This window comes from Streptomyces sp. NPDC093591 (assembly GCF_044764885.1).
Classification (GTDB): domain Bacteria; phylum Actinomycetota; class Actinomycetes; order Streptomycetales; family Streptomycetaceae; genus Streptomyces.
In genome coordinates, this window is record NZ_JBIWIY010000026.1 from 67070 (window position 1) to 91262 (window position 24193).

The window sequence follows — 24193 nt, forward strand, 5'->3', positions numbered from 1 at the left end:
CGGGGGCCTTTCTCAGCGCTCGAACTTCCAAGTGACGCTCTTGGCGTCGGCCTTGGTCACGCGGACGGGGATGTCGACGGTCGTGCCGTCGCTCTTCTTGCCGGTGCAGGTGAGGGTGGCGCCGGCCACGGCCTTCAGGCCGGTCGGGCAGGTGACGCCGGAGACCTTCTCGCCGACCCAGGGCAGCGGGTGGATCTTGCTCTCGGTGCGGCCCGCGACGACGTTCGCCGCGAGCGCCTTGTGCCCGTCGACCGAGGCGGTGCTGTACTCGTCCAGGCGGCTGGTGGACTCGGTGCCGGAGAGCAGATACGTGCCGAGGCCGCCCAGCGCGACCACGGCGGTCACGCCGCCGACGAGGCCGACGAGGAACTTGCTGCGCTGCATCGCGTACTCCTGATGTCCGAGGGTCCGTAGGTCCGTGGTGAGGATGCGGCTCCACCCTCGCCCGCGCGCCGGGGCGCGCGCCTCGGCCATAAGGCCGGCGTCAGCGGCGGCCCCTCGGCCGTTCGGCCGACCCCGCTGCCCGGGGTCTGGCCTACGGTGATCGGCATGAAGTCCGTTTCCGCCCGCGGCTGCGTCCACGGCCTCGCCGTCGGGGTCCTGCTCGTCGCCTGCGTCGTCGACGTCGTTCTCTACGCGGGCTCCTACGACGGGACGAGCGTCGTGCCGGCGGCGAGTCCCGTCTGGCAGACCCTGGCCGTGGTGCTCGTCGGGCTGGCCGCCGTGCTGTGGCCGGCCGGGCGGCGGCCCGAGTGGCTCACGCCGCAGGTGCGCACCGCCGTGCCCGCCCTCGCCTCGGCCCTCCTCACCGCCGCAACCCTGCTGGTCGAAGGGCCGGTCGTGCTCGGCCCGGGCGAGATGATGATCCTGCTGAGCCTGCTCTTCATCGCGGTACGGCACTGCCCGCCGCGCTGGGCCGTGGTGTGCGGCGTCCTCGACGCGGGCGCGCTGCTCGTCCTGCCGGTACGCGGGGACGTGACGCTGAGCAGTGACGTGATGGGCCTGGAGATGGTCGGCCTGCTGCTGGTCGGTCTCGTCGCCGGGCTCGCCGGCTATCTGCGCACGATGGACTACCGGCGGACGCTCGCCGTGAGCGAGACCCGGCGCGCCGAACGCGTGGCCATCGCCGCCGACCTGCACGACTTCGTCGCCCACCACGTGACCGGCATCCTCGTGCAGACGCAGGTGGCCCGCATGATGGCGCAGACCCAGCCGCAGGAACTCGACCCCGTCCTGGCAGGCATCGAACGCGCCGCGACCGAGGCCCTCGCCTCGATGCGCCGCACCGTCGGGGTGCTGCGCGACACGGGTCGCGAAGCGGCCGACCACCGCCCGGTCGGCGACCTCGCGGGCGTCACCGAACTGATCGACGGCTTCGCGATCCCGGGCCAACAGGTCGTCCTGCGCCGCGACCCGGCCGTGTCCGACGACCTTCCCCACGAGGTGCAGGCCGCGGCCTTCCGGGTCGTGCAGGAGGCGCTGACCAACATCCGTCGGCATGCCTCGGACGCCGCGCACATCGAGGTCCGCCTGCGAAGCGCCCCCGGCCGCCTGGAGGTGTCGGTCGCGGACGACGGCCGCGGCGGCACCCGGCTTCCGGCGGCCGCGCACGGCGGCGGCTTCGGCCTCGTCGGCCTGAAGGAGCGGGTGACCGCGCTGGGCGGGGAACTGCACGCCGGGCCGCGGGGCGACGCGGGGTGGCAGGTGCGGGCGGCGCTTCCGGCGGGGAAACCCTGAGGGCGGCGCACCCCGGGCGGACGCGCGGAGGGCCGCACCCACACGGGTGCGGCCCTCCGGCATGACGGGACATCCACGTGCCTCACTGATGGTGAGGCGAGGTCAGATAGTGCTGCCTGAGGAGCTCCTTTCCGTAGTCGTTGCCGTTGGGGGTGCGGATGACGGAGTGGACGTGCTTCTGGGTCGGACCGTCGCCCTGCGAGGCGCCGTACGCGCCGGCCAGCGGGCCGGGGCCCTGGCAGTCGACCTCGACCCAGACCACGGGGCTGTGGACGCGGACGTAGAAGGCGGCGTCGTCGGCGGTGCCTCCGGCCCAGGTGACGTAGGTGTCGTCGAGGTGGGCCCGGACCTCGGCCATCCGCACCTTCGCCACGTCCGCCTTCGCCCGGTCGACGAACGCCTCGACGATGCCGAGGAGCTTCTTCTTCTGGGCGGCGTTCAGGGCGTTGCCGCGGATGCCTTCGTACGCCTGGACCGTGTTGTCGGAGAACGCGCCCGCTTTCATCGACTCGTTCGACTTGGTCGCCGAGGCGATCGCCACCGACTGCTGCGCCGTCGTGAGGGAGTTGATGAAGGCCAGCGAGGCGACGACCTCCTCGTGGCAGACCGTGACCGTCTCGCCGTCGATCTCCATGGAGGTCGGCTCCGAGCCCCAGAAGCAGGGGCTCATCACGACCTGGCTGCCGAGGACGAAGTAGTTGATGACCAGGTGGTGGCCGTCGAACTGGAAGCCCCAGGGCTCGGTCGCGGACGGGGTGCCCAGCACCGTCCAGTAGAAGGCCTCCTCGTTGAAGGCGTTCGTGTTGCCGATCGCCTCGCCGGCCGCCTGGTTGATCTTGCGGATCTTCTCCGTCGTCTCCAGGCCGTCCGCGCTCAGCGCCGCCTTCAGCAGGGCGGTGCCCAGGGCCTTCTGGTCGTCGGTCAGGTCGGCGAGGGAGACGCCCTGGCGGTCGTAGGAGTCGATGTTGCTCCACAGGCGCCACTCGGTGGAGTGGACGGTGAACTGGGTCGAGCTCTTCTGGTCGTCGCTGAGGCCGGCCAGGAAGGCGTTGGCCGCCGAGATGACGGGGGCGGTGGCGACCTTGGTGGAGTGGATCGTGAACAGGTCGTCGACGCGCTTGCCGTCGGTGGTCAGGCCGAAGAAGTCCTCGGTGATCGACTGGTTGCCGGGGCCTCCGGCACCCCCGCCGGGGGCGCCGCTGGGAGCCCCGCTCGGGGTCGGGCTCGCCGAGGCGTCGGCCGTGGCGGTGGAGTCGTCGGCGAGCGCGGCCCAGGCACCGGCGCCGCCCATCGTGGCCACGGCGGTGGCACCGGAAGCGAAGAAGACCTTGCGCATGAAGGTGCGGCGGCTCGCGTGGGCGCGCCGGCCCCTGTCCTGCTCCGGATCGCGCGCCGTGCTCTCCCCGGTGTCGAGCTCGGTCATCGTCGCTGGCTCCCTTCGTCATGGGCACGTCCACGGTTGGCCGGCCACCGCCGACAACCCTGGAGCCCCGAACTGAGGCTGAGCTGAAACGGATGGCGTACGGCAGGGGGAAAGAGCGCCTGTATCGCCGTACACGGCATGGCTGACCTGCGTGTCTGTGAATGTGCTGGGGATTCAGCGGAGGTCTGCGGCGTGCGGCAGTACGACCGTGAACTCCGTGCGTCCGGGCTCGCTCTCGACGTCGATGCGGCCGCCGTGCGCCTGTGTGATCGCCGCGGCGATGGACAAACCCAGGCCCGAGCCGCCGCCCTTGCCGGGGGTCCGGGTACGGGAGGTGTCGGCGCGGGTGAAGCGTTCGAAGACGGTCGGGAGGAGAGCGGGCGGGATGCCGGGGCCCTCGTCCGTCACGCGGATGACGCAGCCCGCGCGCGTGGCCTCCAGGGTCACCGTGATCCGGGTGCCGGGCGGGGTGTGCGCGCGGGCGTTGGCCAGCAGGTTGGCCACGACCTGGGTGAGCCGGGCCGGGTCGCCGGTCACCGTGGCCGGTTCGTCGAGGCGCAGCGCGAGCTGCCAGTCGTGGTCGGTGCCGGCCGCCCGCGCGTCCCACACCGCCTCCGCGACCAGGGTGGCGAGGTTGACCTCCAGCGCTTCCAGCGGCCGTCCCTCGTCGAGGCGGGCGAGGAGCAGGAGGTCCTCGACGAGCCCGGCCATCCGGGCCGACTGCGCGGACACGCGACGCCATGCCTGCCCCGGGTCGATCCGGGCCGCGCCCCGGTCCATCAGCTCGGCGTAACCGGCGATGGACGCGAGCGGGGTGCGCAGTTCGTGGCCGGCGTCGGCGAGGAAGCGGCGCATGCGTTCCTCGGTGCGCTGCCGCCCGGACAGCGCGGACTCCATGCGGTCGATCAGGTGGTTGAGGGCCGCGCCCACCTGGCCGGCTTCGGTGGCGGGGTCGGTGTCCCGGGCCGGGACCCGGGTGAGGCCGGTGACGTCCCCGCGGTCCAGGGGCGCCCGCGCCACCTCGACGGCGGTGGCGGCCACCCGGCCGAGGGGGCGCAGCCGGCGTCGTATGACCATCGCGCTGACGCAGCCCGCGACGGCGAGTCCGGCGCCGGCGATCACCGTCTCCGTCACGATCAGCCGGTGGATCGTCTCCTGTACGGCGGCCGTGGGGAGCCCGGCCAGTACGGGGGCGCCGTGGCCGCTGACGGCGGTGACACGGTAGGTGCCGAGGCCGGGGATCGTGCGGGTGTGCAGGGTGCCGTCCTCGGTGAGGCCGGACAGGGCGGCACGCTGGGTGGCGGTGAGGGTCGTGCGGTGACCGTCCTCCGTCACCACCTCGGCGGCGGTGACGCGCCCGTCGGCGAGGCGGGCCGCGACCGTGCCCGCGGGCTGCCCCTGCTCGCTGAGGAAGCTCAAATCCTCCGCGCTTCCGGCGCGGTAGCGGGCCCCGCCCTGACTGCGCTCCGCGGCGTCACGCACGCGCTGGTCCAGTTCGTCCAGCAGATGGGCCCGCTGGACCAGGACCGTGGTGAGCGCCATCGCCGCGCAGACGACGGCCAGCGTCACCGTGGTGAACAGCACCAGCCACGCCCGCAGGGAGCGCCCCCTCTTCCGCCGGGGCGTCATGTCCCGCCGTCCGCCGCCCTGATGACGTAACCGGCGCCGCGCACCGTGTGGATCATCGGCGCCCGCCCCTTGTCGATCTTCCCGCGCAGGCTGTACACGTACACCTCGACGAGGTTGCCCTCGCTCTCGAACGAGCTGTTCCAGACCTCGCCGAGGATCTGCGCCTTGCTGAGCACCTGGCGCGGATGCCGCATCAGATAGCTGAGCAGGTCGAACTCCTTCGCGGTGAGCGCGATCGGCGTACCGTCGCGCTGCACCTGCCGGGTCGTCTCGGCCAGCACCAGATCGCCGAGCACCCGTACGGGCTCCTCCGCCGCCTCCTGTTCGGCACCGGCGCGGCGCAGCAGGCCGCGCAGCCGCAGCATGACCTCCTCCAGCGAGAAGGGCTTGGTCACGTAGTCGTCCGCGCCGGCCGACAGCCCGTCGAGGCGGTGTTCGAGGGTGTCGCGGGCGGTGAGCATGAGCACGGGCAGGTGCGCGTTCTCGTACCGCAGGCGTCGCAGCACGTGCACGCCGTCCAGGTCGGGCAGCATCCTGTCCAGGACGACGGCGTGCGGGGCGCAGCCGCGTGCGAGCGTCAGGGCGCTGCGGCCGTCCTCCGCCGTGAAGGGCTGCCAGCCCGCCTCCGTCACGGCCCACGACAGCAGTTCGGTCAGCTCGGGCTCGTCGTCGACGATCAGCACACGCACCGCGCTCCGACGGAGGGCGAGGGCTTCTCTGGCGGCAGGCATGCGCCTGATCCTGTTCCGCATCCCTGTCGGTTCCCTGTGGGTGCCCCGTTGCCCCGCTATGAGCTCGGGCTCAGGACGGGCCCGCATCCGCGCCGGACCGCCGCCATGGCGGCCCCGGCCGGCGGCCCCGGGCCTGGGAGATGCGGCCGATGGTGACGGCGGCCAGGGCGGAGCCGGCGGTGAACAGGGCGCTGGGCAGACCGGCGAGGCCCGTGGAGCCGAGCATGTCCTGCGCGAGCAGGGCACCGACGGTGATACCGGCCGCGAGCCCCGCCCCACTGAGGATCTGGCTGCTGACCAGGACGGTGAGGACGCGGCGCTGCGCCTCGGCCCGGGGGGCTATGCCGGCGGTGGTGTCGGGGGCGGTGCTGGTCACAGGCGGGCTTCTCCCTGGGGCTACAGAACGTCCACGACGAGATAGCCGTCGATGCGGCGTACGTACTCGCTGTCGGGGTCGGACGGAATCGCGTGGCCGAGGTCACCGGCGCGGACCTCGCCGATCCACTGGTCGTGCTGGTACTCGTGGTTGATGAGCGTGGTCAGCAAGTGGGTGGCCACGATGGTGAGTTGGGTGGGGGCGCCGACCCGGCCGGCGGCGATGTCCCCGATGCGGGCATGCACCCGCTCGGCGACGGTGTCACGGAACTCGGTGAGCCGTTTGACGGTGGGCAGCGTGCCGCGGAACTTCTCCGGGTTCGCCGAGTCCATCAGGGCGTCCAGCTCCGGGTCCGGGCTGGGCTCGGCCGCGGTGAGGTTGCGGATCATGAAGTGGGCGACATGGGCCTGGTGGCCCAGGTGCCAGCCGATGGCGCTGGAGTTCTCGTGCGGGCGCCAGGTCACCTCGTCCGGGGTGAGGTCCTTCCACAACTCGTCGGTGTAGGCGCGGGCACGGTCGTACTCGCGCAGCAACACGTCCATCTGAAGCATGCGTTCGCCTCGTCTGTGTTCAGGAGTGGGGCCAGGGACGCCGTCACCGATCTCTCCCAGACATGAAAAGGGGGAAGCGGATCTCCACGGAATTCCGCGCGCATGGCATCCGTCTGCACCGTAAGACGTCCCCGACGATCCCGGTAGAGGATCATGGTGAATGAGGGCATAAGTAACGGCTATAACCACTGCGGGGCCCAGCCGACACCGCCTGCGTCTGGCCGAGCCAGTAATTTGCCTCAGCTATAGCCACATTACTGACGTGCGCACCCCCGCCCGAGCGGCCTCCGACGGCCGCCCGCCGACCGCCCGTCACTGCCCGCAGTCGGCCACCGTTCCCCCACTCGGTTCTCCCGGCTCCGCAGGTTGACTCCGATTGCCGTCGTTCGCATGGGAGTTGTCGCAGGTCACGGCCTGAAATGGCAGGTGGCTGCGTCGGATTCCGCTTGACCTGTCCCGGCACCCCCGCCATGGTGATCCCGTAGTCGCACGATTACACAGAGTTTCTGCACTGGGGGCGTGAGGATGTCGGGGGATTCGTACGGTACGGATGCGTTCGCGATCGTGGGTCTGGGGTGCCGACTGCCCGGCGGGATCGTGGATCTGCCTGGACTGTGGGGGGCGTTGGAGGCCGGGCGCGACCTGGTCGGGGCGGTCCCTGAGGACCGGTTCGAGAGCGCGCGGTTCGTCGACACCGCGATGCCGCGGCCGGGGAAGTCGTACACCGCGCGAGGCGGGTTCCTGGCGGACATCGCCGGGTTCGACGCGGAGTACTTCGGGATCTCGCCGCGGGAGGCGGCGCAGATGGACCCGCAGCACCGGCTGCTGCTGGAGACGGCCGTCGAGGCACTGGACGACGCCGCGATCGATCCCGCGACGTTGGCGGGCTCGGACACCTGTGTGTTCGTCGGTGTCTCGGACTTCTCCTACGGCGGGCTGCAGATGGTCAGGACCCGGAGCATGAACGCCTATTCCATGGCGGGCACGGCCCATTCGATCGCGGCGAACAGGCTGTCGCACTTCTTCGACCTGCGCGGGCCCAGCATGGCCGTCGACACCGCCTGCTCGTCGTCGCTGGTGGCCGTGGAACGCGCCTGCCGGGAACTCGCGTCGGGAGGCAGCCGGGTGGCGCTGGCGGGCGGGGTCAACGTGCTGCTGAACCCGGCCGGGTTCGTCGGGTTCAGCCAGGCGTCGATGCTGTCGAAGCGGGGCCGGTGCGCGGCGTTCTCGGCGGACGCCGACGGGTTCGTCCGGGCCGAGGGCGCGGGCATGGTGGTGCTGAAGCCGCTGGCGGACGCGCTGGCCGCCGGAGACCGGATCCACGGCGTGATCGCCGGCGCCGGCAGCAACTGCGACGGACGCACCATCGGGCTGGCCCTGCCGAGCGCGCGGGCGCAGGAGGACCTGCTGCGCCGGGTGTACGAGCGGGCGGGGATCGCGCCCGACGAGGTCGGGTACGTGGAGGCGCACGGCACCGGCACGCAGGCGGGCGATCCGGCCGAGTGCGCGGCGCTGGGCCAAGTGCTGGGCGTCGGGCGGACGGTGGGGCCGCTGCCCATCGGGTCGGTGAAGTCCAACGTGGGGCACCTGGAGCCGGCGTCGGGCATGGCGGGGCTGTTCAAGGCCCTCGCGGTGCTGCGGTACGGCACGATCCCCGCCTCGCTGCACCTGGATCCGCTCAACCCCGGCATCGACTTCGCCGGGCTGGGGCTGGAGCCGGTCGACCGGCCGCGTCCGCTGGCGCCGGAGGGCCGGAGGTGCTTCGTGGGCGTCAACTCCTTCGGGTTCGGCGGGGCCAACGCCCACGTCGTCGTCGGGCCGCCGCCGGCCGCTCCCCCACGGACCGGCACGGATACGGTCGGCGCACTGCCGGTGATCGCCTCGGGACGCACCCCACAGGCGGCTGAGGAGGCGGCGCGACGGCTGGCCGCCCGGCTGACCGGCACCAGGCAGGAAGAGCCGACAGCGCCGCAGGACACGACAGCGTCCGCGAAGTTCTACGACATCGCCGCCACCACCGCCGTCCGCCGCGCCAGGCACCGCTACCGCCGCGTGGCGCTCGCCTCCTCCCTGCACGAGGCCGCGCGGATCCTGGCCGACGACGGCGTGACCGGTGAGGCGGTCGAGCACGGCCGGGTCGGGCTGGTCTTCGCGGGCAACGGCTCGCAGTGGGCGGGGATGGCCGCCGATCTGCTGGACGCCGACCCGGCGTTCGGCGCCGAGGTGGAGTCGGTCGACGCCGCGCTGGCGCCCCGGATCGGCTGGTCGGTGGCCGCGCAACTGCGCCGGCCGGCGGACGAGTGGGGGCTGGAGGCCACCGAGGTGGCGCAGCCGCTGCTGTTCGCGGTGCAGGCCGGGATCGTCGCGGTCCTGCGCGAGCGGGGCGTGCGGTGGACGGTCGCGCTCGGGCACAGCGTCGGCGAGGTGGCCGCCGCCTACGCGGTCGGCGCGCTGACGCTGCAGGAGGCGGCGTGGGTGGTCGCCGAGCGCGGCCGGGCCCAGGCGGCGACGGCCGGCCGGGGCCGGATGGCCGCGGTGGGGCTGCCGTCGGCCGAGGCGGAGCGGGTCCTGGCGGCGTACCCGGGCCTGGTGGTGGCCGCCGTGAACAGTGCCAGGGATGTGACGGTCGCCGGTCATGTGAACCAACTCAAATCGCTGGGCGAGGAGTTGACGGCCCGCGAGGTGTTCTTCCGGCTGATGGACCTCGACTACGCCTTCCACAGCCCGGTCATGGAGCGGGTCCGCGCCCCGCTGGCCGTCGGCCTCGCAGGGTTGGCCCCGGACGGGAGCACCGGGGCGCTGATCTCCACGGTCACCGGCGGCCCGGTACCCGCGAGCGGCCTGGACGCCGAGTACTGGTGGCGCAACGTCCGCGAGCCGGTCCGGTTCGCCGCCGCCGTCGACCACGCCCTGGACGCGGGCGTCGACGTCCTGCTGGAGGTCGGCCCCCACCCCGTCCTGCGCACCTACCTGCGCCGGATCACCGCCGGACGCGACCGGGTGGCCGTACTCGGCACCCTGCGCCGCGACGCCGCCGGCCCGGCCGCGCTGCGCCGGTCGGTCGAGGCGCTGATCGCCGCCGGGGCGCGGACGGAGTGGACGCGCTGGTTCCCGCGCCCCGCCCGGGTGGCGGAGCTCCCGGCGTACCCGTGGCAGCGGGAACGGCACTGGAGCGGCAGCCCGCAGCAGTGGATCGTCACCAGCGGAACGGGACACCTGGACCACCCTCTGCTGGGCGAGCGGCTGCCGACGGCGGAACCTTCCTGGCACGGGCCGGTCGAACCGGTGCTGGTGCCCTGGCTGGCCGACCACAAGGTGGCCGGGTCGGTGGTCCTGCCCGCGACGGGCTACGTCGAGATGGCCCTGTCCGCCGGCCGGCGGGTGCTGGGCGGCCCGGTGGAACTGGCGTGGCTGGAGGTGAGCCGCCCGCTGGTCGTGCCGTGGGACCGGGCCGGGGACGTCCATGTGCAGCTCGGGTTCTCACCCGACGACGGCATGGTGTCCATCACCAGCACCGAGGCCGCCGACGGCACCGATGCCGACGGCACGCGGCCCCGCCCGCACGCCCGCTGCCGGGTCCGCGAGCTGATCGGCCGGCCGCCCGCCCGGATCGACCTGACCGCGGTGCGCGCCCGCTGCACCCGCCGGGCCGACGTCGACGCCCTGTATCCCGAACTGGCCGCGACGGGACTGGACTACGGGGCCGCGTTCCGGCAGCTCGCCCGGCTGCACATCGGGGACGGTGAGGTGCTGGCGGCCTACCGGCACACCACCGACGCGGCCGACACCGCGCGGTACGTGGCGCATCCGGCGCTGCTGGACGGCGCGCTCCAGGCCTGTGTGCCGCTCGTGGCCGCCCGGGCCGGCGCCGGGCAGTGCTGGCTGCCTGCCGCGATCGGGGCCGTACGCGTCTGGCGGAGCCCGTCCGCGACGGGGATGCTGCACGTGCGCGACCGCACGCGTGGCACCGCCGAACTCTGCTTCGACATCACCGTCACCGACCCGGACGGCAGCGTCACCGCCGAACTGGACGGCGTACGCATGCGGCGGGTGCCCGGCCCGGGCGACCGGGCGCCCCTGCGGTACGAGACGGTGCTGCGGGCCGCGCCGCATCCCCACCTGCCGGCGGCGCCCTCGCCGCTGCCCGCCAACCATGAGCTCGCCGCGGCCGCGGCGGGGAGCGTCGCCGCGCTGGAGGCCGGCTGGCGTGCCACGCGCTTCGCGGAGTTCGCCGCCCGGCTGAAGCTGGTGACCGCCCATGTGGCCGCCGCCGCGTTCAGGGATCTGCTGCCCCCGGACGGGGCCGAGTTCACCCCTGCCGACCTGGTCCGGCAGGGGATGCTCCCCGGACACGAGCGGCTGGCGCGGGCCCTGCTCGCCCTGATGGCCGGTCACGGTCTGGCCGCCGCCGGTGAGGACGGGCGGTGGCGGCTGACCGGCGCCGCGGACCCGGGGCCCCTCCTGGCCGGGCTGCCCTGGGACTTCCCGGCGTGCGGTGCCGAAGTGCAGCTGGCGGTCCGCCAGTTGTCGCATCTGCCGCAGGTGCTGCGCGGTGAACACGACGCCCTGCAGCTGCTGGTGGGCCAGGGCTCCCAAGAGGCCCTGGAGCAGTTCTACGACGTTGCGCCGTCCTGCCGTTTCCACAACCGGGTCATCGCCGCGCTCGCGGCGGAGATCGCCCGGGTCTGGCCCGGGGACCGGCCTCTGCGCATCCTGGAGATCGGCGGGGGCACGGGGGGCACCGCCGCCGCGGTGCTGCCGCTGCTGCCGCCCGAGCGGACCGTCTACCACTTCACCGACGTCTCCGCTGCCTTCTTCGCCCGCGCCCGGCACCGTTTCGGCGACCACGACTTCGTCGACCACCGCCCGTTCGACCTGAACACCGACCCGGCCGAGCAGGGCTTCGCCGACGGCGCCTACGACCTGGTCATCGCAGCCAACTCCCTGCACACGGCGACCGACTTGAGGGCCGCCCTGCGCCGGGTACGGAGGCTGCTGGCCCCTGGGGGCCGACTGCTGGCCGTCGAGACACACGACACGGACTATCTGCTGCCCTTCTTCGGCACGCTGGACAGCTTCTGGCGGCACGACGACGAACTGCGGCCGGAATCACCCCTGTTGAGCCGGGACCAGTGGGTCGATGCGCTGCCCGCATGCGGCCTCGCCGACGTCGTCCGCCTCGGCGGCCCCATCGAGTCACCGTCTGGGGACGGCGTCTCGGTGCTGCTGGCCTCGGCCCCCTCACATCGGACCGCCCGGCCCGCGCTGCCCCGGCCGGACGACGGCACCCGATGGATCGTGGCCACGGAGAGCGGATCCGAGACGCCACTGGCCGAGCACCTCGCCGCGTTCCTGGACGGCGGCGGAACGCGGACCGTCCCGGTGATGCCCGCTCCCGTCGCCCCGGCGGTCTGGACGGCCTCGCTCACCGGTGACGGCGACCCGGCCGTGGTGCTGGTCCTGGGCGACTCCCCCACCGCCTCCCCCGCCGACCCGCAGGCGCTGCTCGACCAGACCGTACGGCGTGCCGCCACCCTGCGCGCCCTGGCCGTGGCCTGCCGGAACCTCCCGGACGGCGCCCGGCCCGCCCTGTGGCTCGTGACCCGGCCCAGCGGCGCGCTGCCCGCACCCGAACGCGCCGCCCACCCGCAGGACGCCGCCGCCTGGGGCACGGCCCGCACCCTCGCCAACGAGCACCCCGGCCTGCGGGTGACCCGGCTGTCGCTGGAACGCCTCGGCGACCCCGCCGCCGACGCGCACCGGCTGGCCCGCGAACTGCTGGCGCCCGCCGTGCCGTTCGGCGCCGGCGACGAGGTGGCCGCGGCACGCGAGGACGAGATCGTCCTCACCTCGGGCGGCCGCTTCCTGCCCCGGGAACGCGCACTCCCGTCCGACGAGCACGTCGAGCAGAGCGGCGAGGCACCCTTCGCCCTTCGGATCCGCACGCCCGGTCTGTCGTACGAGCCGCTCTGGACGCGGACCCGCCCCCTCGCTCCCGGAGCCGGTGAGGTGGTGATCGCGGTGCGCGCCGCCGCGCTCAACTACCGCGACATCATGCAGGCGACGGGGCTGCTGCCCCCGGAGGCCGGCGAAGGGGGGTTCGGGGCGGACGGTCCCGGTCTCGAGTGCGCCGGAATCGTCACGGCCGTGGGCGAGGGGGTAGGCGATCCGGCCGTCGGTGACCGGGTGTGCGCGGCCGTCCCGTCCTGTCTGGGCTCGCACACGGTGGCTCCCGCGGCGGCCGTGGTGAAGATCCCCGACGGGCTCGGTTTCGCGGCGGCCGCGACCTTGCCGGTGGCCTTCCTGACGGTCCATTACGCGCTGCACGACCTGGCGCGGCTCGCGGCCGGGGAGACCGTGCTGGTGCACGGCGCCGCCGGCGGGGTGGGGCTGGCCGCCGTCCAGTACGCCCGTCTGGTGGGGGCCACGGTGATCGCCACCGCTGGCAGCCCGGCCAAGCGCGACCTGCTGCGCGCGCTGGGCGTGGAGCACGTACTGGATTCCCGGAGCCTGGACTTCGCCGGTCAGGCGCTGCGGATCACCGCCGGGCGCGGGGTCGACGTGGTGCTCAACTCGCTGGCGGGGCAGGCCATCGACCGGGGCCTGGAGACGCTGCGGCCCGGCGGCCGGTTCGTCGAACTCGGCAAGCGCGACATCTACGCCAACAGGCCGCTCCTCATGCGGCCGTTCAGCCGCAACATCGCCTTCTTCGGCGTCGACGTCACCGCCCTGCTGTCCGACGAGGCCGGGCCCGCACAAGGTCGGCGGCTGCTGGCCGAGGTCGCCGAACGGGTGGCGGACGGCCGCTACCGGCCGCTGCCGTACGCCCTCTACCCGGCCGCACGGGTCGGGGAGGCGTTCGCGCTGCTGCAGCACTCGCGGCACATCGGCAAGGTCGTCGTGAGCCTCGACCCCCAGGACGGCCCGGTTCCCGTCCGGACCCGGCCCGAGCCGCCCCGCCTGGACCCCGACGGCACCTATCTGGTGACCGGCGGACTGAGCGGATTCGGCGCCGCGACCGCCCGGCGGCTCGCCGACCGCGGCGCCCGCCACCTGGCCCTGGTCTCCCGGCGCGGCGCCGACGGGCCGGAGGCGACCGACGTACTGTCCGACCTGGCCGCGCTGGGCGTGACCGTCACGCCGTACGCCGCCGACGTCACCGACGCCGCCGCCATGGCCGAGGTGATCGGCCGCGTCGACGCCACCGGGCACCGGCTCACCGGTGTGGTCCACGCGGCCATGACGCTCGACGACGTCCCGCTCACCGAACTGACCGACGAGCGGATCCGCGCGGTCCTGGCCCCCAAGATGGCCGGGGCGGCGGTACTCGACTCGCTGACCCGCGACCACGACCTGCGGCTGTTCTGGCTGTACTCCTCCTTCACCGCGGCCGTCGGCAACGTCAAGCAGTCCGCCTACGTCGCCGGGAACCTGTTCACCGAAGCGCTGGCCCGGCAACGGCACGACGGTGCCCGGCCGGCCGTCGCCGTCGCCTGGGGTGCGCTCGGGGACTGCGGCCATGTCGCCCGCGAGGGCCTGGTCCCGTCCATGGAAGCGCTCGGCACCGTCCCCCTCGGCTCGTGCGAGGCGCTGGCCGCCCTGGAGACGCTGGCGGCGTCCGGCGCGTGCGTCGCCGGGGTCGGCCGCTACGACTGGGCCCGGCTGCGCGCCTTCCTGCCGACTCTGACCACGCCCCGCTTCGCGGCTCTGCTGCCCGCCGAAGGCGACCTCGGCGGCCACACCCGCCAGGACCTCGTGGCGGCTCTGGCCGGCCTCGGCGCCGAGGAGGCGCTGAAGGCCGTGAGCGGCACGCTCGCCGAGTACCTGGCCCAGATCCTGCAGACCGACGCCGCCCGCCTCGACCCGAAACTGCCGCTGCAGGACTACGGCGTCGACTCCCTGATGGCCGCCGAACTGCTGACCACACTGCGCCAACGCCTCGATGTCGAGATCCCGCCCCTGGAACTCCTCCAGGGCGGAGTCACCGTCACCGACCTCGCCCGCCACGTGCTGCTGCGCCTGGGCGTGCGTACCACCGACACCGCCAACGGCTGAAAGGGAGGCCCGTCATGGTGACCTGTCAGGAACCCGAGACCCGGGCGGCGGACCGCGCCGACGAAGGCTTGCTCAGCTTCGGCCCTCTCATCGGCGGCGCCACGCCCCCCGGTCCGACCGAATGGGTCTACGCGATCCGCGCCGGCGCGCTCATCGACGACCCCATCGGCGCCACCTGCTACCGCAACGCGCTCAACGCCGGGCACATGGGCCCCGACGCCCACCCGGAAACGATCCTGGGACGCTGCGCCGTCGCCGGACCCGACCACATGGAGACCGCGCTGCGCACCGCGCGGCATGCCGCGGACGAATGGGGCGGCAGCCCCCGGCCCCTACGCGCCGCCGTCGCCGAGGCGTTCCGGGCACGGCTGCGAGAACACGCGGACACGCTGACCGACCTCCTGGTCGAGGAAGGGCACCCGGTCCGGCTGGCCCGGATGGAGGTCGCCGACCTGCTCACCTTCTTCGCCCCCGAGACGACCGACTGGTGTCTGCGGCAGCTGGAGACACGGCACACCACCGGTCGCCGGACGGTGTCGCTGCGCAGGGTGCCGGACGGCGTCGTATGCGTGCAGCCGCCGCAGAACACCCCGGCGCTGAGCGTGGGCGCGGCCTTCCAGTCCGTGCTGGCGGGCAACGCGCTGGTGGTGCGGCTGTCCCGGCAGGCGCCGATCGCCGCGATGTATCTGCTGGAGCGGATCGCCGTGCCGGCGCTCGCCGAGGCCGGTGCCCCGCCCGGTGTCCTGTCGGCACTGTGCACCGACCCGGCCCAGGCGCTGGACGCCTGGCTGGACAGTCCGCTGGTGGACGACGTGCTGTACTTCGGCGACTCGATCCGCGGCGAACAGATCGAGAAGGCCTGCCTCGTCGCGGGCAAGAAACCGATCCTGGAGCTCGGCGGCAACGACATGGTCGTGGTGTGGCGGGACGCACCCCTCGACCGAGCCGTGGACGCGCTGCTGGAGTCGTACCACGGCAGCGGCCAGATCTGCTGTGCGCCCAACATCGCGCTCGTCCATCCGGAGATCGCCGACCGGCTCACCGAGCAACTCCTCGACCGGGTGCGGGCGTTGCGGCCCGGCTTCCCCGACGACCCCGACGTGGTGCTGGCCGCCACGCCCAACACCGCCGGATACGACGCCGCGCTCGCCGACGCCCGGCGCGCGGGCGCCCGGGTACTGACCGGCGGACGCCACCTGGACGTGGGCGGCCGGGAGAGCGACGTCGCCGTGTTCGCGGAGCCGGCGCTCATCCGGGTCGACGGGCTCGCCCGGGCGCGGGAGCTGCGGTCGGTCCGGCACGAGACCTTCTTCCCGATGCTGACCGTCGTCGTCCCCGAGCCCGCCGGGGACGACGAACTCCTCGCCGGGACGGTGTCGTTCGTCGCCGCCGGCGCCTACGGCCTGCGCAACTCCCTGTGGGCCCGGGACCCGGAGGTCATCGACCGGTTCGTGCGGGACGTCCGCTCCTGCGGACAGCTCCGGGTGAACGACTCGCACCTGGCGGGCGTCCCGTACCTGTCCAACCATGGCGGCCCGGGGCTGAGCGGCGACCGGTTCGGCGAGCTCAACTACCCGATGCTGCGCACCAGTCGCCTCCAGGGCGTGTCCGTGGCGCAGTCCCCGCCCGCGCCGTCCGACGCCGTCGCCCCGTATGTCCCGGCGCGGCGCAGGCCCAGGGTCGAGGCGGTCCGGGAGTATCCGCCGGGCTGGCCGCCCGAGGAGTTGCCGGGCGGGCTGCCGGCGCCGTTCACGGAGGCGTTCCAGCACGACCCGTACCCGACGCTGCACTGGCTGCGTGAGCACCGGCCGGTGAGCCGGGTCATGTCGCCGGACGGTCCGGGCTGGCTGCTGACCCGGTACGACGACGTCCGCCGGGCCCACACCGACCCGCGGGTGAGCTGCGACAGCAAACGCGTCCCGGCCGGCCGTATGTGGCTGCGGCACTGGCCGTCCGAGCTGCGGGAGCGGCTCTTCACGCACCTGCTCGACAGTGACGACCCGCGCCATGCCGAACTGCGGGCGATCATGCGGCCGTTCTTCACGCCCGCGCGGCAGGAGAAGTGGCGCTCCCGGGTGCAGCGCGTCGTCGACACCCGGATCGACCAGATCGTGGACCGGGGCCGGGCCGACCTCATGGCGGCGGTCGCCTACCCGCTCGGCGGCAACGTCCTGTTCTCCGTCCTCGGCGCCACCCCGCCCCGGATGAACCATCTGCGGGCGATGATCTGGCGTACCGCCGAATGGAACAACGACGTCCCCTACGTGGCGGCCCTCGCCCACGAGATCGACGGGTTCGTCCGCAAGGCCGTGGCCGAGAAACGCCGCGCCCCCGGCGACGACCTGATCTCGCTGCTGGTCCGGGCCCGCGACGAGGACGGCCTGATCAGCGAGGACGAACTGCACGGCCAGGTCATGATGATGCTGGTGGCGGGCCAGGACCCCAGCATCAACAGCGTCGGCAACAGCCTGCACGCCCTGCTCACCCACCCGGACCGACTGGCCGAACTCCGCGGCGATCCGGCCCTGCTGGAGACCGGAATCGGTGAACTCCTGCGCTACGAGAGTCCGTTGCCCTTCACCAGCTGGCGGGGCACCCTCGAACCCGTCGAGTTCGGCGACGTGACCGTCCCGGCGAACGAGTCCCTGTTCCTGTGCCTGGGCGCGGCCAACCGGGACCCCGCCCGCTTCCCCGACCCCGACCGGCTCGACCTGCACCGGCCCACGTCCGGCCACCTGGCGTTCGGGCACGGCGCCCACTACTGCCTGGGCGCCCACATCGGCCGCATGACCGCCGAGGCCGCCGTCACCACCGTCCTGCGCCGGCTGCCCGGCCTGCGGCTGGACGGCACACCGCGGTGGCGGCCCAGCATGTTCGAGCGCGGACTCAGCGTCCTGCCGGCCGCCTGGGACGTGCCGCAGCGAACGCAGAAGGCTCAGATCGCCCAGCTGGGGACTCAGAGGGCCCAGAGGACGGAGAAGACGCACAAGGTACAGAAGGTGCAGAAGCTGCCGAAGCTTCGCAAGCCCCAGAAGGGGTCCGTTCGGTGAACCGCTCCGAGATCCTCGCCGAACTGAAGGCCATGCTCGCCGAGTTCGGCGACGTCGACCCCGAACAGGTCGACGAACAGACGGCGTTCGTCGCGGACCTCGCCCTCGACTCGCTCGTCCTGGTGCGGATGACCGTCGTAGCCGAGGAACGGTTCGGGGTGCGCATCCCCGACGAGGTCGCCTGGGAGCTGCACACGGTCGGTGCGGTGGTCGGCTATGTGGAGGAGGCCCTGGCCGGGCGGATCGGAGCCGGCGGTGAGTGAACTCGTCCGTTTCCTGCGCGAGAAGATGTGGCTCGTCGGGGACACCCGCTGGTACGCACGGGTGGACAGCGTCCGGGGCGAACTCGTCGAGGTGGAGCGGCTCGGGTACGCCCAACTCGACGCCCGGGCCCGTGCGGTGGGGGCATGGCTGGCCGGCCGGACACCTCCCGGCGCGCGCGTGCTGCTGATGTATCCGGCGGGGCTGGAGTTCCTCGCGGTCTTCCTCGGCTGCCTGTACGCCGGGCGGGTCGCCATCCCCGCCCCGCTGCCGGCCACCGACCGGCGGGCCCTGGAACGCGCCGAGGGCATCATCCGTGACGCGGACGTCGGGCTCGTCCTCAGCGACGCCGCGCACCGGCCGGGGCTCGGCTCCTGGCTGGCGGGGCTGGGCGCGGTTTCACGGGCCGAGTGCGTCGCGACCGACGGGGCCCACGGGACGGACGGGAGCGGCGGGACCGGCGGGACCGTACCGCCGGACCCCGGGACCTGGCCCCCGGTCGCCCTGGAGCTCTCCGCGACCGCCTACATCCAGTACACCTCCGGATCGACCAGCGAGCCGCGCGGTGTCGTCATCACCCACCGGAACCTGCTGCACAACCTGCTGTCGATCAGGGAGAAACTCCTCCCCGACGAAGTCCTGGACGAGCTGCGCCACGACCCGTCGCAGTCCGGCGCAGGATGGCTCCCGCACTACCACGACATGGGCCTGGTCGGCATGCTGCTCAGCCCGCTCGCGAGCTGCGGCAACCTCGTCTTCTGCTCCCCGGTGTCCTTCATCGCCCATCCACTGCTGTGGCTCCAGATGATCAGCCGGTACCGGGCCTTCTACACCTTCGCCCCGAATTTCGGCTACGACTGGCTGCTGAGGAGCCTCAAGGACGGTCAACTCACGGATACGGACGAGGACTTGAGCCTGGACTGTCTGCGCTTCGCGCTGAGCGGCGCCGAGCCCGTCCGCGCCGAGGTCCTGAGCGCGGTCGCCCGGCGTCTCGCCCCGATCGGCTTCCGTCCGGACATCTGGGCGCCCAGCTACGGCCTGGCCGAGGCCACCCTCATGGTGACCGGCACCTCCTGCGGCAGCGGGCCTGCCGTGGGGCGCTTCGACCGGGGCGCGCTGGAGGCCGGCCGGGCCGTGCCCGCCCCGGACGGCGTCGATCTGGTCGGCTGCGGCCGGCCCGCCGGCGCCGACGTCCGGATCGTCGATCCCGCGACCTCAAGTCCCCTCGAGGACGGGCGGGTCGGCGAGATCTGGGTGCGCGGCGACAGTGTCGCCGACGGCTACCTCAACGACCCGCAGGGCACCGCCGATCACTTCGCCGCCGTCACCGCCGACGGCGACGGCCCGTATCTGCGCACCGGAGACCTCGGCTTCCTCCGGGACGGCGAGCTCTATGTCACCGGTCGCGCCAAGGACCTGATCATCGTCAACGGCCGCAACATCCTCCCCCAGGACATCGAACGCGTCAGCGAAACCACCGATCCCGCGACCGGTCCCTGCGCCGCCTTCGCCCTGCCCGACGCCTCCGGCCACGAGCAGATCGTCCTGGTTCAGGAAATCCGCCCGGTCCATCTCGACGGCCGTACTCCCGCGGCCCTCGCCGACCTCATCAGGAGGCGCCTGGCCCACGAACTGCGGCTGGCCGTCCAGGTCGTCATCGTGGGGCCGATGCGCGTGCCCCGGACCACCAGCGGCAAGATCCAGCGCTCACGCACGCGCGACGAGCTGTGCTCGACGGGCCTCGATCCCCTGCACTCCGACCTCCTCACCCCGGCCGGGCCGACCCCTCGGCCGAGCCCCGGGCGCGCCGCACGGACCGCCCCGGCCTCGAAGGGAGAGAGGCCGGTGCGCGAGGGCGGCCCGTGCGGGACCGAACGGGGGCAGTCGTCCACCCTCTCAGAGGCTGCCCGCACCCACCCGGCCCAGCCATAATTGCACACCGCCGGGCAGATAGGCGGGTGGCGCCCCTCACGATTCCGTACGACCGGATCGCCCCCGTCAGCCGCCGCCCCGCAGCACCCGCGACAGCCCCAGCGCCGCGGTGCGCACGGCGGGGGCCAGTTGGGCGGGGCTGAAACGCGACCGGAGAGCTCCTTGTCGTTGGTGTGCCGGCCGAGGTGCTGCCGAACCGCAGCCGACTGCGCCGGACCCACTCCATCCCCGCTCAGTCGTCGGCCGCCGCCTCCTCGGCCTGCGTGGCCATCGTCGAGGCGACGGCGTCGACCGTGTCGCGTGCCTTCTGCTCCGGTACGCCGGCCGCGATGAGTATGGCTACGGCGGTGTGGGTGCCGTCGTCCTCCAGCGCCCCGGTGTTGACCTCCTCCAGCAGGGCGACCGTCATCGCCTCCAGACCGGCGCTCAGCACGGCCGGGGGGAGGTGCGCGTGGAAGACGCCGTCCCGCTGGCCTCGGTCGAGGATGGCCGTGGTCGCGGCGCGGGCCGGCGCCAGGATCTCAGCCACGCGTTCGATGCCCAGGTCGCGGCGGGCCAGCGCCAGCAACAACCGGTAGCGGTCGCCCACGGGCCACATCGAGAACGCGAAGTACGCGAGCGCCCGCTCGGCCGGCTCGCCCGGCCCGAAGTGCGTCGCCCCGGCGGCCAGCGCGCTCCGCAGGGATTCGGAAGCCTCCTCGGCGAGCGCCTCCAGCAGCGCCGCGCGCCCGGGGAAGTGACCGAAGAGGGTGCGCCGTACGACACCGGAGGCCCGTGCCAGTTCCTCCAGCGTGATGTCCGGGTTCCGGCCGAGTTCCTGGCGTGCCGTGGCCAGGATGCGCGCCCGGTTGGAGCGCGCGTTGCGTCGTTGGGGAACGCGGGCCATGGGCTTGGTCACGGAAACCTCGAACATCGGGGGGTCGGAAACGACGGGCGGGCCTGCGCAGACTGTACCGCCACCGAGATCTCCGAGGTCACAGCCCTACGTCGAGCGGTGCGAGGCCGGCAGCACCAGCCGGAAGACGCTTCCGCGGCCGGTGGCCGTCTCCAGTTCCAGTCGGCCGCCGTGGCCCTGGGCGATCACGCTCGCGATGGCGAGGCCGAGCCCGGAGCCGCCGTGGTCGGCGGAGCGGGACGGGTCGGCCCGGTAGAAGCGTTCGAAGACCCGCGCGGCCGCTTCCGGGGGGGAGGCCGGGCCCCTGGTCGGCGACCTCCAGCACGCAGATCCGCGTTCCCCCGGGCAGCGGTGGCGAGGGGCTCGTCCGGCCGGGCCGGTTCGTGCCTCCCACGGTGGGCCCGGCCCGCCCCGTTCCCACGCGTACCTCCACCCTCGTACCGGGCGGGGTGTGCGTCAGCGCGTTGGACAGCAGGTTGGCCGCGACCTGCCGCATCCGGTGCGGGGCGCCGGTCGCCTCGACCAGTTCCAGTTCCTCCTCGTCGTCGGCGCCTCCGCCGCCGAGGGTGCCCAGCCGGATCGGGTGCCTGGCGCTGTGGTGGGCCGCCGCGCTGACGGAGTCGGCGGCCACCGCCGGCAGATCGACCCGCTCGCTGCGAGGACAGGCCCAGGGCCGACTCCAGCAGATAGCGGATGCCGGGGTCGTCCTCGGCGACGAGGATGCGTTGGGTGAGCCGGACGGAGGACTGCTCACCCATGGGGCGTCATGGTCCGCGTTCGTCCAGCCCTGGCCGATGGCGACCAGGATCTCGCGTTCGCGGTCGCTGAGGGTCCGCAGCCGGGGATCCTCCGGGGACCCGGGGTCCTCGCCCCAAGCTCGGGGCACGCGACCGCGTCCAGGCCGTGGTCATGGCCTACGACGCCGGGCTGGTCCGGGTGAAGTCCTAGCCGATCCTGTACTCCGGCTTTACATCAGCGGCGCTAATCTGGAGTACGAAACCGTTTCGTTCAGCTCGGGCACCCGGCTTCACCAGGGAGAAGACAGGCATGGTCTCCGTACTCGTCGTCCACGACCAATACCTCCACCGACTCGCCCTGCGCATGCTCCTGACGGCCGAGCCCGACCTGACGGTCGTGGGCGAGGCGACGGACGCGGAGGGGGCGGTCCGGGCGAGTGCCGAGCTCCGCCCGGACATCGTCCTGATCGACACCGACCTGTCCGGGGCGGACGGCATCGACACGATCCGACGCATCGCACAGCCCCCACGCGCCCCCGACATGGCCGAACCCGGCCCTGCGGCAGGACACGCCCCCCGGATTCTGGTCCTGACCCCGGTCGGCCAAGAGAGGTACGCGTACGCCGCCCTGCGTGCCGGGGCCGGCGGTTTCCTCCTCGACGACGCCGCCCCGGACGAACTGACGGCGGCGGTCCGCATCGTGGCCGCCGGTGACGCCGTCATCACCCCGGCCCTGACCCGCGAACTGATCGACGCCGTCCGGCAGCAGCGCAGCCCCCGGCTCCGCCCGCACGCGCACGGCCTGGACACCCTCACCGGACGCGAACGCGACGTCCTGTTCGCCGTCGCCTCCGGCTGGTCCAACGCCGAGATCGCCGAACGCCTGTCCATCGCCCCGACCACCGTCAAGACGCACGTCAGCAACATCCTCACCAAGATCGGCGCACGTGCCCGCGTCCAGGCGGTGACCTACGCCTACGAGTCCGGACTGGTTCGACCGGCCGCCTGACAGCTACCTGAGTACAGCTACCTGAGCACCTTCTCCAGCAGCGTGAAGGACTTGGGCGTCCCGCCCGGCTGCGGCTTGCCCTCCTTGCGACCCACGACGCGGTAACCGGCATCCCGGTAGTAGGCGTTGAGCTGTGCGTTGCCGGCCAGGCAGTCCAGGCGCACGCACGTCCGGCCCGTCTCGGCGACTCGGCGTTCGGCGGCCCTCAGCAGCCGCAGGCCCGTCCCGGGCGCGGCGGTGGAACGGTCGACCATGAGCCTGTGCACGTATCCGGCCACGGGTGGCTGCGCGCCCCATGCGGCGACATCCTTCCACCACAACTCCCAGGCGCCGACGACACGCCCGCCGGCCTCCGCGAGCCAGACCTCACCGTGCTCCATGACCTGGCGGAAATGGTCCTCGACCAGTTCTCCCGGCTGCCACTGACCGGTGATACCCCGAGCCGACATCCAGCGGGCCGCGTCGTCGCGGAGGCGGACGAGGGTGGGCGGATCGGCGTCGGTCGCCCGGCGGATGCGTAGATCATTCACCCGGGCGATCCTCGCACATCGGTCCCATGACGGTCCGTCAGCCCCGAACCCGCTACCAGGCCCTTGTCCTGGCCACCGGGGAGCCGGTCGGCACGCACCGGGCGCCCGTCCTGGCCCCTCGTTCCTGGTTCCCGATCGCGCGGCCTCGGTCTCGGTCCCGGCAGTTGGCCCATCGCACGGGCCAACTGGTGTGCCGCGCTACACCATCCGGTGACTAATGACCGTCGCAGTGTTATGCATATCTACCGATTTCCTATCCATCCACTGTCCGGCTCTTGGTGCTGACCAGCCGTCATGAGGCCCTGAACCAAGTCGAGGAGAGTGGAGAAGATGACGACATCGCCGAGATGGCGATCCGTTCTGGCGTCGGCCGCCATGGCTACGGCGCTCGCCGCAGCCGCGCTGACGAGCGCGGGAACCGCCTACGCCCACGACAACCACAAGACCCCGCATCCGCCGTACCCGGCGAAGCCCGCCCACCACCCGGTGCACGCGATCAAGCCCGCCCACCCGGTGTACCCGGCCAAGCACGAGAAGCCCGCCCACCCGGCACACCCGGTCAAGCCCGTGTACCCGGTGCACCCGGTCAAGCCCGAGAAGCCCGCCCATCCGGTGCATCCGGTCAAGCCCGTGTACCCGGTGCACCCGGACAAGCCCGAGAAGCCCGCCCATCCGGTGCATCCGGTCAAGCCCGAGCTTCCGGCCAAGCCCGCCTACCCCGTGCACCCGGTCAAGCCCGAGCTTCCGACCAAACCGGCACTGCCCGCGAAGCCGGCCCTCCCGGCGAAGCCCGCCCACCCGGTCAAGCCGAAGCTTCCGGCCAAGCCCGCACTCCCGGCCAAGCCTGCGCTCCCGGCCAAGCCCGCACTCCCCGCCAAGCCCAAGCTTCCGGCCAAGCCCGCGCTCCCGGCCAAGCCCGCACTCCCGGCCAAGCCCAAGCTTCCCGCGAAGCCTGCGCTCCCCGCCAAGCCCGCACTCCCCGCCAAGCCGAAGCTTCCAGCTAAGCCCGCACTCCCCGCCAAGCCGGCTCTCCCGGCGAAGCCCGCCCTCCCCGCCAAGCCCAAGCTTCCCGCGAAGCCCGCGCTCCCGGCGAAGCCGGCCCTCCCGGCCAAGCCCGCACTTCCGGCCAAGCCCAAGCTCCCGGCCAAGCCCGCACTCCCCGCCAAGCCGGCCCTCCCGGCCAAGCCCGCCCTCCCCGCCAAGCCCAAGCTTCCCGCGAAGCCCGCGCTCCCGGCGAAGCCGGCCCTCCCGGCCAAGCCCGCACTTCCGGCCAAGCC

Annotated in this window: 13 protein-coding genes and 5 pseudogenes; 7 read left to right on the plus strand and 11 right to left on the minus strand. The window is 73.2% G+C overall.

The features are described 5' to 3' along the window. Positions 1–12: 12 nt before the first annotated feature. Complete coding sequence (locus ACIREI_RS41450) at positions 13–384, minus strand: DUF4333 domain-containing protein (protein ID WP_403344884.1); 372 nt, start codon at positions 382–384, stop codon at positions 13–15. A 165-nt stretch (positions 385–549) separates the two neighbouring features. Here ACIREI_RS41450 and ACIREI_RS41455 point away from each other — a divergent pair, with 165 nt between their 5' ends. Then, complete coding sequence (locus ACIREI_RS41455; protein WP_403344886.1) at positions 550–1737, plus strand: sensor histidine kinase; 1188 nt, start codon at positions 550–552, stop codon at positions 1735–1737. Positions 1738–1819: 82 nt separating this feature from the next. Here ACIREI_RS41455 and ACIREI_RS41460 read toward each other — a convergent pair whose 3' ends face one another. The 5 genes and pseudogenes from ACIREI_RS41460 to ACIREI_RS41480 form a co-directional block, all read right to left on the minus strand. Further along, the gene (locus ACIREI_RS41460; RefSeq protein WP_403344888.1) at positions 1820–3160 is read right to left on the minus strand and encodes a DUF3500 domain-containing protein; all 1341 of its coding nucleotides are present in this window, start codon (positions 3158–3160) and stop codon (positions 1820–1822) included. Positions 3161–3334: 174 nt separating this feature from the next. After that, entirely contained in the window at positions 3335–4789 is a 1455-nt protein-coding gene (locus tag ACIREI_RS41465; protein ID WP_403344890.1) for an ATP-binding protein, read from the minus strand. After that, positions 4786–5520 carry a response regulator transcription factor gene (locus ACIREI_RS41470; protein ID WP_403344892.1) on the minus strand — a complete coding sequence of 245 codons (735 nt, stop codon included), beginning with the start codon at positions 5518–5520 and terminating at the stop codon, positions 4786–4788. Before ACIREI_RS41470 ends, ACIREI_RS41465 begins: the two co-directional genes overlap by 4 nt. A gap of 112 nt (positions 5521–5632) precedes the next feature. Further along, a pseudogene (locus tag ACIREI_RS41475) lies at positions 5633–5896 on the minus strand (MFS transporter); the annotation flags it as partial. Between the two features lie 20 nt (positions 5897–5916). Then, positions 5917–6447, minus strand: a complete 531-nt coding sequence (locus ACIREI_RS41480; protein ID WP_403344894.1) for a DinB family protein — start codon at positions 6445–6447, stop codon at positions 5917–5919. 525 nt (positions 6448–6972) lie between these two features. Between ACIREI_RS41480 and ACIREI_RS41485 the strand changes: the two genes are divergently transcribed. Genes ACIREI_RS41485 through ACIREI_RS41500 form a run of 4 tightly spaced genes read left to right on the plus strand, consistent with a single transcriptional unit; the run spans position 6973 to position 19745 of the window. Then, a complete protein-coding gene (locus ACIREI_RS41485) occupies positions 6973–14502 on the plus strand; it encodes an SDR family NAD(P)-dependent oxidoreductase (RefSeq protein ID WP_403344896.1) in 7530 nt (2509 codons plus the stop codon). A 14-nt stretch (positions 14503–14516) separates the two neighbouring features. Further along, positions 14517–17552 (plus strand): aldehyde dehydrogenase family protein, encoded by a 3036-nt coding sequence (locus tag ACIREI_RS41490; protein ID WP_403344898.1) that lies wholly within the window; start codon positions 14517–14519, stop codon positions 17550–17552. Beyond that, entirely contained in the window at positions 17549–17815 is a 267-nt protein-coding gene (locus tag ACIREI_RS41495; protein ID WP_403344900.1) for an acyl carrier protein, read from the plus strand. Before ACIREI_RS41490 ends, ACIREI_RS41495 begins: the two co-directional genes overlap by 4 nt. Then, on the plus strand, positions 17808–19745 hold the full coding sequence (locus ACIREI_RS41500; protein ID WP_403344902.1) for a fatty acyl-AMP ligase: 1938 nt from the start codon (positions 17808–17810) through the stop codon (positions 19743–19745). Before ACIREI_RS41495 ends, ACIREI_RS41500 begins: the two co-directional genes overlap by 8 nt. A 66-nt stretch (positions 19746–19811) precedes the next feature. Here ACIREI_RS41500 and ACIREI_RS41505 read toward each other — a convergent pair. The 4 genes and pseudogenes from ACIREI_RS41505 to ACIREI_RS41520 all read right to left on the minus strand — a co-directional run. Beyond that, positions 19812–19898: pseudogene (locus tag ACIREI_RS41505) on the minus strand (IclR family transcriptional regulator); the annotation flags it as partial. Between the two features lie 79 nt (positions 19899–19977). Continuing rightward, positions 19978–20643, minus strand: coding sequence for a TetR family transcriptional regulator (locus tag ACIREI_RS41510; RefSeq protein WP_403344975.1), 666 nt, complete (start codon positions 20641–20643; stop codon positions 19978–19980). Positions 20644–20727: 84 nt separating this feature from the next. Then, positions 20728–20883, minus strand: a pseudogene (locus ACIREI_RS41515) (ATP-binding protein); the annotation flags it as partial. 526 nt (positions 20884–21409) lie between these two features. Further along, a pseudogene (locus tag ACIREI_RS41520) lies at positions 21410–21496 on the minus strand (DNA-binding response regulator); the annotation flags it as partial. Positions 21497–21687: 191 nt separating this feature from the next. On the opposite strand from ACIREI_RS41520, the gene ACIREI_RS41525 reads away from it, so the two are divergent. Continuing rightward, on the plus strand, positions 21688–22386 hold the full coding sequence (locus ACIREI_RS41525; protein ID WP_403344904.1) for a LuxR C-terminal-related transcriptional regulator: 699 nt from the start codon (positions 21688–21690) through the stop codon (positions 22384–22386). Positions 22387–22403: 17 nt separating this feature from the next. On the opposite strand, the gene ACIREI_RS41530 is transcribed toward ACIREI_RS41525, so the two are convergent. Next, positions 22404–22916, minus strand: a complete 513-nt coding sequence (locus ACIREI_RS41530) for a GNAT family N-acetyltransferase (RefSeq protein WP_403344906.1) — start codon at positions 22914–22916, stop codon at positions 22404–22406. Between the two features lie 330 nt (positions 22917–23246). On the opposite strand from ACIREI_RS41530, the pseudogene ACIREI_RS41535 reads away from it, so the two are divergent. Beyond that, positions 23247–24193: pseudogene (locus ACIREI_RS41535) on the plus strand (hypothetical protein); the annotation flags it as partial.